Here is a 14420-nt window from a genome sequence, read left to right as displayed (position 1 = left end):
TCGGGGCATTGGGTACGGAGCGTCCAGCCGATAGCCTCAGGGGGTGGAATCAGTGCAGCCCCCCGCCGGTTCCCAGGTGTCCCGAGTACCGGCGCAGCGGACCCCACCGGAGCACTCGGCTCCCCCTGCGCCGCTGCCGGCACCGCAGCGTCCACCCCGTCGGCTCCGGACCGTCCTCACGGTCGTCGCCGGGGTGCTGGCGTTGCTCTGCGTCGGCGGCGGGATCACCGGCTACGTGCTGTACGAGCGGGCCGCCACCCCGGATCGCAGCGCCCCGGACGTCGTAGTCGACAACTATCTCCGTGAGTTCTTGGTCAACGAGAACGACACGCGCGCCAGTCTTCTCGTCTGCAACGAAAGCTCGGATGGGTTAGCGGCGCTTCGTGCGCTTCGCGATGACCTACGTGATCGAGAGCGCCGTTTCTCAGCTACCCTCACCGTAAGTTGGGGTGCACTCTCAGTACAACAAGATGGCGAAACCGCTCAGGTGGAAACCGATCTGATTCTCTCGGCTGCCGTGGATGGTATTTCGCAGAGTGATCGCCAGCGTTGGCATTTTCAGACTCGCCTGGGCGAACATTGGACAGTCTGCACGGCGAACAAGGTCGGTTGAGACTATTCGATCCACAGCAGGTGGACGGGGATTTCCATAGTGGTGGGCGGCTGTCCGCGCCAGGCCCAGCGGTACCACTCCAGTTCCGGCGTGACCCGGACACAGATGTCGCCATCGGCACCGGAGTAGGACTCGGTCACCGCGCGTAGATCGCGGTGTTCGACGGCGTCCTCGACGTGGACCACCCGTCGTCCGCTCACCGCGTCGGTCTCGAAGACCGGGGTGGGGGCGCGGTGTGTCGGCCCGTCCAGCGAGACGAGCTGGATCCCCTGTTCCCGCACGGGCCCGGTAGGCGCAGGCCGGTCACCCAGGGTCTCCACCCAGACCCGCTCCACGGGGACGAGCGGGGCGAAGACCTCCACCTGGTCGGCCTCCGCCCGGTACCACTCGTGCTCGGGGATGACCGGCACATAGGTACGGCTGCCCTGTACCACCCGCTCGTCGGCGCGCAGGTCCCCGCGCCAACCGAGGCCGGGGAGCCCGACGAGGACCCGCCGGCCGCGCAGCTCCACCCGACCGGTGGCGGGAACGATCTCGACCGGTCGTGGTGGAAGTGGCGCCCAGTCGGGCTGGCCGGCGAACGGGTCCGGCAGTGGTCCGCTCATCGGGGCGACAGCCTCATGCCGAACCGTTCAACGGCGCACCACGCTGTCGCATGAACGGCACCGGGTTGATGCCGCCGGAGAAGCTGCGGTTGCTGTCGACGTGCACCTCGAAGTGCAGGTGCGGGCCGGAGGAGTTGCCACTGCTCCCGACCAGACCGATCACCTCCCCGGCCTTGACGAGCTGCCCGGGGACCACCCGGGGCTTTTCGATCATGTGGCAGTACCGGGTGATGAAGCCGCCGGCGTGCAGGATGTCGACGAACCACCCGCACCCTCCCTTGCCCGGGAAACCGTCGACGTCACAGTTGCGATTTCCACGGTGGTCGGGATCGCAGCGGGCCACCAGCACCCGCCCGGTGGCGGCGGCGTGGATCTCGGTTCGCTTGCGGGCACCGATGTCCACGCCGTTGTGTCGCGGTCGGCTCGCCGTCCGAAAGCCGGAGCCGACCCCGCCGTCGATCGGCGCGGTCCAGCCGGAGGCGGCGATGGCGCGGGCGGAGGCGCGGTCGCACACCGCCCGCTCCGCGATCTGGACCGTGCGGGCAGCCCCACCGGCGAGTGCGTTGACGATCTGACTGGCGACGTCCTCGTGTTTCGCGTACGCGTCGGGGTAGGCGCTGATCTGCACCTTCTGCGCGGCCCGGGTCAGGGGCATCCGCTCCCAACCGTCGATCTTCACCAGCTTCTCGTAGAACTTGCGGGCCGCATAGTCGGGGCTCATCCGTTGGGTGACGCTGCCCCAGCCGGCCCGCTGCTGGAACAGACCGAGAGAGTCGTGGTCAGAGCCGACACCCTCGTTCGGAATGCCGCGGGAACCGGCGACGGTGCTGTTGGACAGGTTGCGCAGCGCTGACTCCTGCATCGCCGTCGCCACCGCTATCACCCAGCCCCGCGGTGGCACCTTCATGTCCTGACCGACCTTGATGATGACTGCGGCATTACGCATCTGACTGGCCCCGTACGCGGACATCCGGGGCATCTTGCCGGTGACGTTGACGCGGTGCTCGTCATCGCACTGCTGCTCGTCCGACACCAGGGTCTCCTGGTCGCCGCCGAGGTTGGTCAGGAAGAACGCGGCACTGCCGCCCCCGCAGCAGAGCAACGCGAGAGCGCCGGTCAGTGCAGCGGCGACGGCACCCACCCGAATCCGGCGGCGTGGGCCACCACTCGGTGGCAGTTCGGCAGTCATTCCCGCTCCCAGTCCACGGCATCCACCAACCAGCGGCCGTCGGGGGCGACCAGTTCCAGCCGCAGCTGTCCACCCTCCAACGGAACCAGAACTTCCGTGAAGACCGCCGTCCGAGGTCGCAGCGTCGGAGTACCGGCGATCTTGACAGCAGGCACCCCGGCCGGGTCGGCACCGGTCAACTTCTCGGTGAGTTCCGGCGTCGACAACGGCCGCAGGGCCGCCTGCCACTGCTCCGCAGTGATGGTGGACCCGCCCAACCAGGCGGTGGTGAACCGGGTCGCCGTCTGCTCGGGGGTCAACTCCCCGGGCCGGGTACGCGGTGACTCCGGGACCGGGGTGGCGATGACCCCGTCGTCGCCCTCCTCTGGATCGACGGTCGTGATCGGTTCCCGTGGGCGGCTGCTGAGGCCCGCTGTGAGGTCGTCGGGACCAGACACCAGGCGAGCCGTACCGATCACCCCGAGGACCAGCACGGCGATCACGAGCGCAATGCCGAGCCGCGACCGGATGAGTCGCGTGAAGAGGAGTTCGACCGCTCGCCGCATCGCGTCACCTCGCCTCGGAGCGTATACGAGGGCTGGGCTTCACGGGTGTCGGTGCCGGCGCGGAGTCGGGTCGGTAGACCACGAAGGACGGAGTTTCCTCCGGCACGTCCGGCTCGGTCCAGCTCGCCGGGCGGCGTCGGGGGCGGGGTGCGGTCGTGGGCCGGTTGCCCTCCCGCGTCGGCGGCTTCGCCTCGGTCTCGTCGGCACGTTCGCGCCCATCCGGGCGTTCCCGCTGTGCCGGCGTGCTGACGGTCGAGTGGCTCGGGTCCTCCCGCCTGGCCTCGGGCCGCAGGGTGGCCGGTTCCAACGCGGCACCGCGCCCCCGGGTGAGCTTCGGCTCGGCCGTACCCCCCGGCTCGGCCACGTCGAGTCGGGCGGCAACGCGCATGTCCCGGAAGAACCGGCGGTGCCACGACCCGGCCGAGCCGACCGCCTCACTGCTGTCCTTGCCGCCGAGCTGGGTGATCCTCCGGTAGGGCCGGAGCAGTAACCAACCGACCACACCGCAGAGCCAGACCAGCACCACCTGGAGCCAGCCCGGCAGGGTCGAAGTGCTCATGATCAGGTCCACGGCGAACAGGTAGATCGCCGCTCCGGTACCGAAGATGGCGATGTTGAACACGGCAGCGACCACGGCGTTCGCGAGCCGTCGCAGCCCGGCGCTGGCCGGGCGGAGCAGGCCGATCGTGCCCAGGATCGGTGCGGCGATCACCGCCCACCGGAAGATCATGAAGCCGAGCAGCACCAGCAGCGAGGCGGTCAGGTCGAACATGGCGAAGAGCAACGCGGCGAGGACCGCGATGAACCCGGAACCGATCCGGTCCATGTCCCTGCTGCCCTGGAGGTACTCGTATGCCTCAGGATCCTCGGTCTTGATCTGCTCGGCGACCGTCATCCACTGCTGCTGTTTGGCCTTGATGGTGGCGTCGCGGGTGGCGGGATTCTCCCGGAGCTTCTCGGCCTCCTCCCAGGAGAGCGACTTCGCATCGTAGAGGGCCGCCCCGTACTTCTTGGCCGTCTCGCTGTCCGCCGAGCCCAGGACCCCGCGCAGCCAGTTGCGGTACAGCATTGACTCGGTGGCGGTGTCACTGGCGCGCACGGCCGGGGGGCGCTTGTCGACACATGCATCGGGATTCGGCAGCACGCACTTGTCTGGTGGAATGTCTCGTGTCGCTGGCCCGACGGCGTCATGGACGACGCCCAGTGACGTGATGAGAGTGCCGTCGGCGATGTTGGCGGACTTCACCGGCCAGGCGGCCAGTGCGGTCACCGCGACCATCACCAGCAGGGCCCAGCCTGCGGTGGTCATCGCGTTGCTCATGTCCGACTGGCGGGAGCGCCAGAGCAGGTAGAGACCCACCACACAGAGCGTCACGATGCCGAAGACGCTGAACACCTTCTGGTAGACGGCCTTGGTCGCCTTCTCGACCAGCGGGTCGGCCCAGTTCCACATCGACCGGGGGTCCCAGGCGCGTTCCCGGAGCGCGTTCGAGGCACCCACCACGGCGGTGGCCATCATCAGTTCGCCGTTGGCGACGGTGGTGGTGAACTTGTAGTCCGGATGCAGGACGGTGGAGGCACAGCCTCCCTCCACGTCGTACGTGTTGAAGCTGTAGCCGCCGTAGCCGTAGTCGCTGTAGAAGCCTTTCGGTCCGGGGAGCTTCGACGAGTCGGGGCGGGAGGCGAACCAACCCGCCAGACCGGAGTCCGGGGCCGACGGTACCGGCGGCTTACGGCAGTCCACCTCCGTCTCGCTGACCTGCTTGAGCTTGGCGACGCAGGCGCGGAAGTCGGCCTGCCACTCCTTGGTGGTGCAGAGATCGGCAGCCGCCTGTGCCGTCAGGGTGGCCTGCGCTGTGACGGGGGTACGGGCGTACGCCGGTGTGGCCCCGACCACCGGCCAGGCGATCGTGGCACCGGCGAGTACGCCGAGTGCGAGGAGGAGCGCCGTGATCCGTGCCCGGGCCCTCGCCATTGTCACGCCTCCAGATCAGCCAGGACGGTCGGCAGTATCCCGGCGGCCTGGGCGACCGCGGCGGGGGTGGTGTCGAGGTGATCCAGCAGCCCCTCGACGTACGACACGTCGACCCGGACCTTCTGCACCCGGCCGTCCACGTCCCGCATGACGAACTCGCGGAAGCCGAGCCGGGTGGCGGAGGTCGTGTCGACGGCGGACAGGGAGGCCAGGGTGGCCTCGTAGCCGTCGTCGACCGGCACCCGGAGCAGCCGGAGCGCCTCGGAGGCGATCTCGGTGTCCTCGGCGATGCGGCCGACGAAGACGGTGGAGACGAGGTTCTGGACGTCGAGGCCGAGGATGTCCTTCGGGTTCTGCGAGGCGACCAGTGCGGCGAGGTTCCACTTGCGGGAGTCGCGGGCGAGGCGGACCAGGAAGGACCGGCCGGAGCGCCAGCCCTCCATGAAGTGCGCCTCGTCCAGGCCGACGAGTTTGCGCGAGGACATCGACCCGCCGTAGCAGCGGCGGACGGCGAGGCGGTGCGCGGTGTGCAGCATCGGCAGCGCCAACGCCTCCTCGGCCGACCAGTACTCGCGTTCGATCTTGAGGTCGGGCAGGCGCAGGCCGGCCATGGTGATCACGGTGAGCGCCGCCCCCGCGCCGAGCAGTCCCTCCGGCGGGCGGCCGAAGAAGAGCATGGCCAGGGGCATCTCGGCGGTGTCGAGCAGCAGATGGGCCAGTTCCCGGCCGGCGTCGTCGTCGAGCCCCTGCAGGCAGGTGACCACGTCGTCCAGGGTGGACGTCTCCTCGGCCGGCACCTGGCGTACCGCGTGCCGGAACAGGGTGGCGGTGGACGCCTCCCGGGCCACCTGCGGCGGCACCAGCATCATGCAGATGTCCTGCACCAGCATGCGTCGTTCGGCCCGGGCGTTGGAGACGGCGATCTCGAACTCCCGGTCGCCCGCCGCCCCCGAGGTGAACTCGCTGCGCAGCGGGGTGGGGATGAGCGCGTACGGGGCCAGCGTCCCCGGCTCCGAACCGGTCAGGTTGAGCACCCGGGCGTACGGCTTGAGCTCCGGCATGGCGCAGAGCCGGGCCAGCGGCCCGGACGGGTCGAGCAGGGTGACCTGCACGCCCCGCCGGGCGGCGAGGTAGCCGAGCGCGCCGAGCAGGGTCGACTTGCCACCACCGGGTTCGGCGACGAAGACGGCGAGCCCGGAGCGCTCGCGTACCTCCATCGGGAAGTGCAGGTCGAGGAAGACCGGCCGGCGGCAGGTCCCGGCGGTACGTCCGATCAGGTCGCCCCGACGGTCGCCGACGGTCGACGCGGCCTGGGGGAGCGCGGCGGCCAGCAGTGGCACCGGCATCCGGCGGACGTACCCGGTGTTGGCGATCGGCTCGCCGGGGATGAACTCCCGGGCCAGCCAGTCCTGGTTCTTCGGGTGTTGCAGGGAGATGCGTAGTTCCCGGGAGTAGAGCTGGATGAGCCGGCGGGCCCGTTCCATGCACTCCTCGCGGGTCCGGCCGCCCACGGCGATCCGGTGCCAGCCGTGTGCCCGGGCGGAGTCCACCGGCAGGCCGGTGGTCATCTCGTCGCCGATCACCAGTGCCCGCTTGGCGAGCCGTTCCAGCTCGGGCGGGGCGTCGATGCCGTGCTCGGCGTAGTCGAGCTGCTGCGACCGGATCATCCGCAGCCGGTGTTCGAGGTTACGGAAGGAGTCGCCGGAGCCGAGGATGTCGACCCGGGTGGAGATCTCCATGGGCCAGGGCAGCCGCTCGTGGAAGTGCAGCCATGGCTCGTGCCGTTCGGGGATCTCCAGCGGCTCCATCCGGCCGACCGCGAGCACGGCCACGTGCCGTTCCTCGCCGGTCATCCGGTTGACCAGCTTGACGGTGGTGCCGTACGGGGTGCGGTAACGCTCGACCTGTTCGGTGAGGGCGAGCAGGTCACCGCGTTCCCACCGGCCGTTGGTCACCGGGGAGAGGGCACCGGGCGGGGCCATGCACAGCGCCACCGAGCGGTAGAGCAGCCATTCCAGCTCCTGCGCGGTGACCCGCCGGCCCCGCATGCCGAAGCTGCCCAGCACCTCGTCGAACTGCTCGACGGTACGCCCCAGCTTGCGGCGTTCACCGTCGGCGGTGCCCTTGCCGAAGGCGCGCAGCAGACGTTCGGTGAGGGAGTCGCCCAGGGAACGACGGGCGAAGGTGACCCCCAGGTAGGTCTGCCCCTCGGCGTGGTTGACCGACATCAGGTGCTGCTGCGCGGCGACCAGGTGGTCGGCCCAGCCCGGCGTGCCGGGGACGTCGGGCAGTGGCGACGCGGTGTGCGCGTCGATGGTGCGGGCCCACTCGTCGGCGGGGAACGGCCGGGTGGTGCGGCGCAGGTGCAGCCGGAACCCGGCCAGACCGGCGTACTGCTCGGAGATCGCGGAGAGCAGCGCCTCGCGTTCGGCGTCCGGGCGGAACGCCCAGCGCACCTCGGGGAGCCAGTACCAGGCGGTGACCGTGTTGGGGGTGAACGTCAGGTGCCCGGCGATCTCGGTGATGGCCAGCTCGATCGACGGGTCCCGGTCCCCGAATTTGATCTTCGGTGGGCGTACCCGGACCGGCTTGGTCGCGGCGGTGCGGCGGCTCGCCGCACGTTCCCGGGGCGTGGCCAACTCCCGGGAGCCGGGGTCCGCCGGCGCGGGCCGGTCGGAGTCGACGGTCGCGGGCCGGGCCGGTTCGGCGGCCAGCGCGCCGGCCGGGGCCACCACGGCCTCCGCCCGGATCGGCTCGACGTCCTCCGGCCAGGCCGGCTCGACGGGTTCGGGCCAGGCCGGGGTCGGGGTCGCCGCCGGGGTGGGTCGGGGCCGGGGGGTCAGGGTCGCATCCCGCCGGGACTGGCCGGCGTTCTCCCGCCGCGCCTGCTCGGCGGGAGAACGCCGGCCCCGCTCCGCCGTCTCGCGCCGGGCCGCCTCGGCCGCGTCCCGTCGGGCCTGCTCCGCGGCTTCCCGGCGGGTCTGCTCGGCGGCCTCGCGTTCGGCCCGAGCGACCGCCTCGCGGTGTGCCGCCTCCGCCGCCTCGCGTTCGGCCCGTACCACCGCCTCGCGGTGTGCCGCCTCCGCCGCCTCGCGGCGGGCCGCGTCCGCCGCCGCCTGCTCGGCGGCTTCCCGGCGGGCCCGCTCGGCGGCCTCGCGTCGGGCACGGTCGGACGCCTCCCGGGCCCGTTCGGTGGCCTCCCGGCGGGCGCGTTCGGCCGCCTCCCGCGCGGTGAGCGGTTCGCCGGTGTCCCGGGGGAACGGGTCGGTGGGGACCCGGCGCGGTGCCCGCTGCGGCGCCTCGGCCGGACGGTCGCCGGTCGGGGCCGACGTCGACCGGTCACCCTGCTGGTGCGGGACCCGGGTGCGCGTGGTCGGCGGGGCCGCCTCGATGGCCGCCGCCGGTGCCTGCGCCTCGATGGCCGGCGGCGGGGTGGGGGCCGGTTGGTGCGGCACGGGCCGGTGCTCCCGGCCGGGCCCCCGGCGTGCGGGGGTGCCGGGTGACGGGGCGGTGCCGGGGCGGGGACCGCCACCGAAGAGGTCGAGGAAGGGGGAGTCGATGTCGGTGCCGTCACCCACCAGCATCGGCGCGGCGGGTGCCGGATCGGCCGGCGGGGTACCCCGGCCGGGGGTGGGCCGGGGAGCCTGGAACACCCCCACGCCGCCCTGTCCCGGGCCGGTGAGCAGGGACGGGTCGTACGGCTCGTCGTCCCGCAACTCCTCCTGGGGGTAGTCGAACGACCGCGCACGGTTACCGTGTGGGGCGCTGTGTCGTCCGGCCGGGAAACCCGGCGTGGAAGAGCGACTCATTCGACCGCCTCACCCGTGTGGTCCGACTGCCCGATAGGGGTACGCCCCGTCATGCCAGTTCCTCCCGGATCCTGATCCGGCTGCCGACCAGGCGGGGGTCCCGCAGCTCGGCGGCCGGTTCCCGGGTGCGTCGCCAGTCGGTGAGCGCGGTGCGGATGACCATCCGCGCCGGCCGGTCCGGGTCGACGTACCGGAAGATGAACGAGGTGCTCACGATGGCGAGCGCGATCTCCCAGGCGGGGAAGAGCTCGACCTGCAGCGTGAACAACCAGTGGATGAACATGTAGAGGGGTACGAGCAGCATGAACAGTCCGTACTGGGCGTACGGGAGGTGGACCGGAAGGGTGTAGCCGGGCGGCCCGAGGTAGACCAGGCGGGCCCGGTAGATGTCGTCGTCGGTGCGCAGCCGCATGTCTCGCCCGCGCCTATTCGAAGATCAGATCGATCAGGTAGTCACCGATGAAGAAGAGTGTTGCCGCGCCGGCGATGAAGGCCAGCCCGACGATCGCGATGGCCGAGCTGGTCAGCACCTTGGAGATCTCGCCCCGGCTGGCTCGGCCGATGAAGATGACCCCGAGCACGGCGAGCAGGATGGGTGCGATCTTGCTGGCGAAGAAGGTGACGACACCGTTGGTGTCGATGCCCTTGGGGGCCGGTTCGGCGAGTGGCGTCGTCGCCAGGGTGTGCAGCACCTGTGCGACGCCGGAAGACGTCGTCTCCATCAGCTCGAAGGCGATCACTGGAACCTCCCCATAACGCGGCCGGCGGTGCCGCGGTGGTGCAGTAGGCAAGCCTGGCGGGAATGTGCTCACTGTGCACAGCGTCGATGACGCGGCGCGGGTCTCCCACCACGGAGAGTGGCGAGATTTGGGGGGATTTTCCCGCTTCGGCCCTCCCTCCAGGCTTCGCCATCTCTTGATGCTGGGCAATTCCACAGCGTACGGGCCGCCCCCCTTTGCGACAAGCCGCGAAGAGTCGACCCGATTCGACCCGGACGACCGATCGTACACCTGTTCCAACGGGCACGTCAGGGTGCTCGTGGCGGGGCTGGTGGGGGTCCCCGGAGCGCCCCCGCGCGACCGGTACCGTCTAGTCGTGACCGATCTGGTACGGGCGCAGGCCCCGGTGGTGATGGGCGTCCTCAACGTCACCCCCGACTCCTTCTCCGACGGCGGCCGGTACGCCGACCTCGACGCGGCCGTCGCACACGGTGTGCGGCTGCACGACGAGGGGGCGCACCTGGTCGACGTCGGCGGCGAATCGACCCGGCCGGGCGCCGACCGGGTCGACCCCCGCACCGAGGCGTCCCGGGTGCTGCCGGTGATCCGCGAACTCGCCGCCGCCGGGGTGCCGGTCAGCATCGACACCACCCGCGCCCCGGTCGCCGAGGCGGCCGTCGTCGCCGGGGCCGCCGTGGTCAACGACGTCTCGGGCGGGCTGGCCGACCCCGACATGGCCCGGGTGGTCCGCGACGCCGGCTGCCCCTGGGTGCTCATGCACTGGCGGGGGCACTCCCGGGGGATGCGCGAGCTGGCCAGCTACACCGACGTGGTCACCGACGTCCGGGCCGAACTGGCGAAGCGGGTCGACGACGCGCTGGCCGCCGGGGTGGCCGCCGACCGGCTGGTGATCGACCCCGGGCTCGGTTTCGCCAAGACCGCCGCACACAACTGGGAACTCAGTGCCCGCCTGCCCGAACTGCTCGACCTCGGCCTGCCGCTGCTCTTCGGCGCCAGCCGCAAGTCCTACCTGGGCCACCTGCTCGCCACCCCGGACGGCACCCCCCGGGACACCGACGGCCGGGCCGCCGCCACCATCGCCACCAGCGTGCTCGCCGTCGCCGCGGGCGCCTGGGGGGTACGCGTGCACGACGTCCGGGGCACCACCGACGCGCTCGCCGTCTGGGCGGCCACCGGCCGCCCCCGGCTCGCCGCCCCCGGCAACGACCCGGCCCCCACCGGCCGGACGGAGGGAGGAACGTGACCGACCGGATCGTCCTGACCGGACTGCGGGCCCGGGGCCGGCACGGCGTCTACGACTTCGAGCGTGCCCAGGGCCAGGAGTTCGTGGTCGACGCCGAACTCGAACTCGACCTCGCCCCGGCGGCCCGCTCCGACGAGGTGACCGACACCGTGCACTACGGCGAGCTGGCGCAGCGGCTGGTCGCGGTGGTCACCGGCGAGCCGGTCAACCTGATCGAGACGCTTGCCGACCGGCTGCTCGCGGTCTGCCTGGCCGACCCGCTGGTCGCCGCCGCCACCGTCACCGTCCACAAGCCCGAGGCCCCGATCCCGCACACCTTCGCCGACGTGGCCGTCACGATGCGGCGTACCCGGTGACCCGGGCGGTGCTGTCGATCGGCAGCAACCTGGGCGACCGGCTCGACCACCTGCGGGCCGCCGTCGCCGGTCTCGGTGACGCGGTGCTGGTGGTCTCAGGCGTCTACGAGACACCCCCGTGGGGGGACGCCGAGCAGCCGGCGTACCTGAACGCGGCGGTCATGGTCGCCGACCCGGCGGCGACCCCGGACGACTGGCTGGCGCGGGCGCACGCCGCCGAGACCGCCGCCGGCCGGGTCCGCGACCCGGCGCGCCGGTACGGGCCGCGCACCCTCGACGTGGACGTCGTCGCCGTCTGGGACGACGACGGCCGGCCGGTGCTCAGCGACGACCCCGCGCTGACCCTGCCGCACCCCCGCGCCCACCAGCGCGCCTTCGTGCTCCGCCCGTGGATCGACATCGACCCGCACGGGCAGCTGGCCGGGCACGGCTGGCTGACCGACCTGCTCAACGCCGAACCGGTCGCCGGGGACGCCCTCGAACTGACCCCCCGCCCCGATCTTTCGTTAGAGTCGGACACATGAACCAGTGGAGCCGGCCGGTATGACGCCGTCCCGACCGCCCCGTGACCGGGAGCCCGACGGGTCGAGGATGGGTCCCACCCGGTTCTCGACGCTGCTGGTCGCCGCGCTCGCCGCCGCCGCCGTGGCCTGGTTGCTGATCAGCAGCTTCTACTACAGCGGCATTCCCCGGCTGCCCTGGCTGCCGGTGGTCACCCTGGCCGCGCTGGCCGTGCTGGAGGCGTACGCGGCGGTCAACACCCGTGGCCGGATCGAGCGGCGGCCCGGCCGGGAGCCGGTCAACCCGCTGCTGGTCGCCCGGTTCGTGGTGCTGGCCAAGGCGTCCGCGCTGGCCGGGGCGATCTTCCTCGGCTTCTACGCCGGGTTGACCGGCTGGCTCTTCGTCGAGCCGACCAACGCGGCCATCGAGGACCGGCCGGCCGCCGGGGCGGGCACCCTCGCCTCGCTGGCCCTGGTCGCCGCCGCGCTCTGGCTCGAACGCTCCTGCCGGGTCCCCGAGTCCGACGACGACGCCGACGACCGGGCCGACCGACCCGGGCAGCGCTGACAGGGGTTACGCCCGCCCCCGGCGCGCGGGTACGGTGCCTGGCGACCGGAACACAGTCAGCCGTCACCGGTGACGGCCGGTCACCTGGGAGGCGCACCGCATGGTGTACGACGAACCGGGCCGGACCGCGTCGGCAGAGGTGCCCGCGACCGTACCCGAGAACGTCCTCGACGACCCGGAGCAGGGGGAACCCGGCCGGGACCGGCTCGGCGTGCACGTGGTCTGGGAACTGGCGCTGCTGCTCGCCCTCGCCGCGTTGGCCTACCTGCTGTGGCGGGACGACCCGGACGCGCTGCGCGGTGCCGGCCTGCGGCGGCTGCTCGTCGACGCGGTCGCGCTCGGCCTGCTCGTCCTCGCGGCCGGGCTGAGCCTGCGGACCGCCGCGGTGAACCTGGCGATCGGCCCGGTGGCGCTGGCCGCCGCGCTGCACTTCGCCGAGCAGGGCGACCGGGGCGTGTCCCCGGCGGTCGTCCCGGCACTGGTCGCCGCCGCGCTGGGCGGGCTGGCCCTGGCCTGGGCGGTGGTGGTGCTGCACGTGCCCGGCTGGGCGGCCAGTCTCGCCGCCGCCGCCGGGGTGGTCGTCTGGATCGAACGGCGGGACCTGCCGGTGGCGGTGCAGGCCGACTACGACCCCCGGCGCAACGCCTACTACCTGTTCGCCGGGTTCGCCGCGGTGGTCGTCCTGCTCGGCGCGTTCGGTGCGATCCGGACCGTACGCCGGCTGGTCGGCCGGTTCCGGCCGGTGGCCGACCCGGCCCGCCGCCGCGGCATGGCCGCCGCCCTGGTGACGTCGGCCGCGCTGATCGCCTCCACCGTGCTGGCGATGCTCGCCGGGGTGCTCGTCGCCGCCAACGCGCAGGGCCCGGTGACGCCGACGTCGGGGCTGGACTGGACGGTGCTCGCGGTCGGGGTGTCCATGTTCGGCGGCACCAGCGCGTACGGCCGGCGGGGTGGGATCTTCGGCGCCCTCCTCGCGGTCGGCCTGGTGGTGACCTACCTGGCCTGGGCGGAGGATGTCGGCGCGCCGACCGACAGGTGGACCGTCGGTGGGACGGCCCTGGCCGGTGGTCTGCTGGTGACCCGGCTGGTCGAGACGTACGGCCGGCCCCGCACCCTCGCGGGTGAACCGGTGGAGCTGCCGCCGGTGCGGGACGGGGCGATCAGCTCCGGTTGGTCGATGCCCCCGGGCGGGGAGGCGCGCAACTGGACCCCGGCCCTGCCGGAGCGGACGACCGACGACACCCCGCCCGACCCCTGGGAGGCCCCCCGCTGGCCTAGTGCCCCGCCCCGCTGGGACGCCGACGAGCGGTGAGCGGCCCGGCCCGGACCGGTGCGGCCGGCGACCGGGCGTGGACGACGGGCCGGCGACGATCTCTCCGGTTAGGCTCGCGGGCATGACCGAGACTCCTTCCGCCGGCACCGGCCACACCTTCGACCAGCTCGACGCCCTCTCCACCGAGGAGCTGCGGGAGCGGGCCTTCGCGCGGGCCCGGGAGCGGCGGGACGTGAGGTTCTTCTGGTCGGTGCTGCGGCACCTGCCGAACGCCGACGAGGCCGCCGCGCTCGACGGGGCACCCAACTCGGTGGGGCCGACCATCGACGAGGCGGCGGCGCTGTGGCGGGAGCTGACCGGGCACGGCTACGAGGAGTCCGCGCCGCTGCTGCGGGCGGCGTTCATCGACTACCTAATGAAGCACTGAGCGGCCGGCCCGCCGGCTGGCGGGAGAGGTTTGCCGGCCGTGGCGGGTCGGGAACTTCCCGCCGCATGGCCCTCACCCAACGCCCCCGCAGCGTGCAGGGGTACGGCACCGCCGCCGGCACCGGCACCCTCGCCGCGCTGATCCTCGTCGCCGTCTGCGGCAGTCCCTGGTACGTCCGCTGGGCGGAGGCCCACACCGATCCGGACTCCGCCGGGGGCTGGTACCTGCGGCTGCTCGCCTGGCCCGCCTGGCGGGTGGAGGCGACCCCGGAGCACGGGGTGCTCGCCACCGACCTGCGGGCCATCCTGCTGCTGCTGTTCGCCGGGGTGCTGCTCTACCTGCTGCCGGCCGGTCAGGTGGCCCGGGTGCCCGGGTCGGCCAGCCAGTTCTTCTCCGGCTGGGCCGCGTACACCCTGGCCGCGGCGGCGGCGACCCTGTTGGCGGCGCTACTCACCGCGGACGGTCCGCTGCTGGCGGCCTTCGAGACCACCGGCACCGGGGCCGGCTACGGCTTCTTCGCCGGCTGGATCATCGGGCTGGCCAGCCTGGGTGGGCGGGCCTGACCCTCAGCTCAGCC

15 protein-coding genes are annotated in these 14420 nt (G+C 72.5%); 8 read left to right on the top strand and 7 right to left on the bottom strand.

Annotated elements, in window-relative coordinates:
• Positions 1 to 52: 52 nt before the first annotated feature.
• Positions 53 to 613, top strand: a complete 561-nt coding sequence (locus ACN268_RS19755; RefSeq protein ID WP_421486941.1) for a hypothetical protein — start codon at positions 53 to 55, stop codon at positions 611 to 613.
• A gap of 2 nt (positions 614 to 615) precedes the next feature.
• Here ACN268_RS19755 and ACN268_RS19750 read toward each other — a convergent pair whose 3' ends face one another.
• Genes ACN268_RS19750 through ACN268_RS19720 form a run of 7 tightly spaced genes read right to left on the bottom strand, consistent with a single transcriptional unit; the run spans position 616 to position 9476 of the window.
• Positions 616 to 1218, bottom strand: a complete 603-nt coding sequence (locus ACN268_RS19750) for a hypothetical protein (protein WP_204927081.1) — start codon at positions 1216 to 1218, stop codon at positions 616 to 618.
• Positions 1219 to 1231: 13 nt separating this feature from the next.
• The gene (locus tag ACN268_RS19745; protein ID WP_421484476.1) at positions 1232 to 2407 is read right to left on the bottom strand and encodes a M23 family metallopeptidase; all 1176 of its coding nucleotides are present in this window, start codon (positions 2405 to 2407) and stop codon (positions 1232 to 1234) included.
• Positions 2404 to 2952, bottom strand: a complete 549-nt coding sequence (locus ACN268_RS19740) for a hypothetical protein (RefSeq protein WP_421484475.1) — start codon at positions 2950 to 2952, stop codon at positions 2404 to 2406. Before ACN268_RS19740 ends, ACN268_RS19745 begins: the two co-directional genes overlap by 4 nt.
• A 4-nt stretch (positions 2953 to 2956) precedes the next feature.
• A complete protein-coding gene (locus tag ACN268_RS19735) occupies positions 2957 to 4927 on the bottom strand; it encodes an MFS transporter (protein WP_421486940.1) in 1971 nt (656 codons plus the stop codon).
• Positions 4928 to 4929: 2 nt separating this feature from the next.
• The gene (locus tag ACN268_RS19730; protein WP_421484474.1) at positions 4930 to 8736 is read right to left on the bottom strand and encodes an ATP-binding protein; all 3807 of its coding nucleotides are present in this window, start codon (positions 8734 to 8736) and stop codon (positions 4930 to 4932) included.
• Positions 8737 to 8785: 49 nt separating this feature from the next.
• Positions 8786 to 9148, bottom strand: a complete 363-nt coding sequence (locus ACN268_RS19725) for a hypothetical protein (RefSeq protein WP_067302246.1) — start codon at positions 9146 to 9148, stop codon at positions 8786 to 8788.
• Positions 9149 to 9161: 13 nt separating this feature from the next.
• A complete protein-coding gene (locus ACN268_RS19720; RefSeq protein WP_088643869.1) occupies positions 9162 to 9476 on the bottom strand; it encodes a hypothetical protein in 315 nt (104 codons plus the stop codon).
• A 355-nt stretch (positions 9477 to 9831) separates the two neighbouring features.
• Here ACN268_RS19720 and folP point away from each other — a divergent pair, with 355 nt between their 5' ends.
• From folP to ACN268_RS19685, 7 genes are all read left to right on the top strand, one after another.
• Positions 9832 to 10719 carry a dihydropteroate synthase gene (gene folP, locus ACN268_RS19715; RefSeq protein WP_421484473.1) on the top strand — a complete coding sequence of 296 codons (888 nt, stop codon included), beginning with the start codon at positions 9832 to 9834 and terminating at the stop codon, positions 10717 to 10719.
• Positions 10716 to 11075, top strand: coding sequence for a dihydroneopterin aldolase (gene folB / locus ACN268_RS19710; RefSeq protein WP_421484472.1), 360 nt, complete (start codon positions 10716 to 10718; stop codon positions 11073 to 11075). The genes folP and folB overlap by 4 nt, the downstream gene beginning before the upstream one ends.
• Positions 11072 to 11599: a 2-amino-4-hydroxy-6-hydroxymethyldihydropteridine diphosphokinase gene (gene folK, locus ACN268_RS19705; RefSeq protein ID WP_421484471.1), complete on the top strand. Its 528-nt coding sequence runs from the start codon at positions 11072 to 11074 to the stop codon at positions 11597 to 11599. The genes folB and folK overlap by 4 nt, the downstream gene beginning before the upstream one ends.
• A 67-nt stretch (positions 11600 to 11666) precedes the next feature.
• Positions 11667 to 12143 carry a DUF3180 domain-containing protein gene (locus ACN268_RS19700; RefSeq protein WP_421484470.1) on the top strand — a complete coding sequence of 159 codons (477 nt, stop codon included), beginning with the start codon at positions 11667 to 11669 and terminating at the stop codon, positions 12141 to 12143.
• Positions 12144 to 12243: 100 nt separating this feature from the next.
• On the top strand, positions 12244 to 13455 hold the full coding sequence (locus ACN268_RS19695; protein WP_421484469.1) for an ABC transporter permease: 1212 nt from the start codon (positions 12244 to 12246) through the stop codon (positions 13453 to 13455).
• Between the two features lie 82 nt (positions 13456 to 13537).
• Complete coding sequence (locus ACN268_RS19690; protein ID WP_421484468.1) at positions 13538 to 13843, top strand: hypothetical protein; 306 nt, start codon at positions 13538 to 13540, stop codon at positions 13841 to 13843.
• A 65-nt stretch (positions 13844 to 13908) separates the two neighbouring features.
• A complete protein-coding gene (locus ACN268_RS19685) occupies positions 13909 to 14406 on the top strand; it encodes a hypothetical protein (protein ID WP_421484467.1) in 498 nt (165 codons plus the stop codon).
• The last annotated feature ends 14 nt before the right edge of the window (positions 14407 to 14420 follow it).

Source organism: Micromonospora sp. WMMD735 (genome assembly GCF_049178995.1).
Taxonomy (GTDB): domain Bacteria; phylum Actinomycetota; class Actinomycetes; order Mycobacteriales; family Micromonosporaceae; genus Micromonospora; species Micromonospora wenchangensis.
The sequence above is the reverse complement of the archived record's forward strand: the minus strand, read 5'-3'. Positions and strand labels throughout refer to the sequence as shown.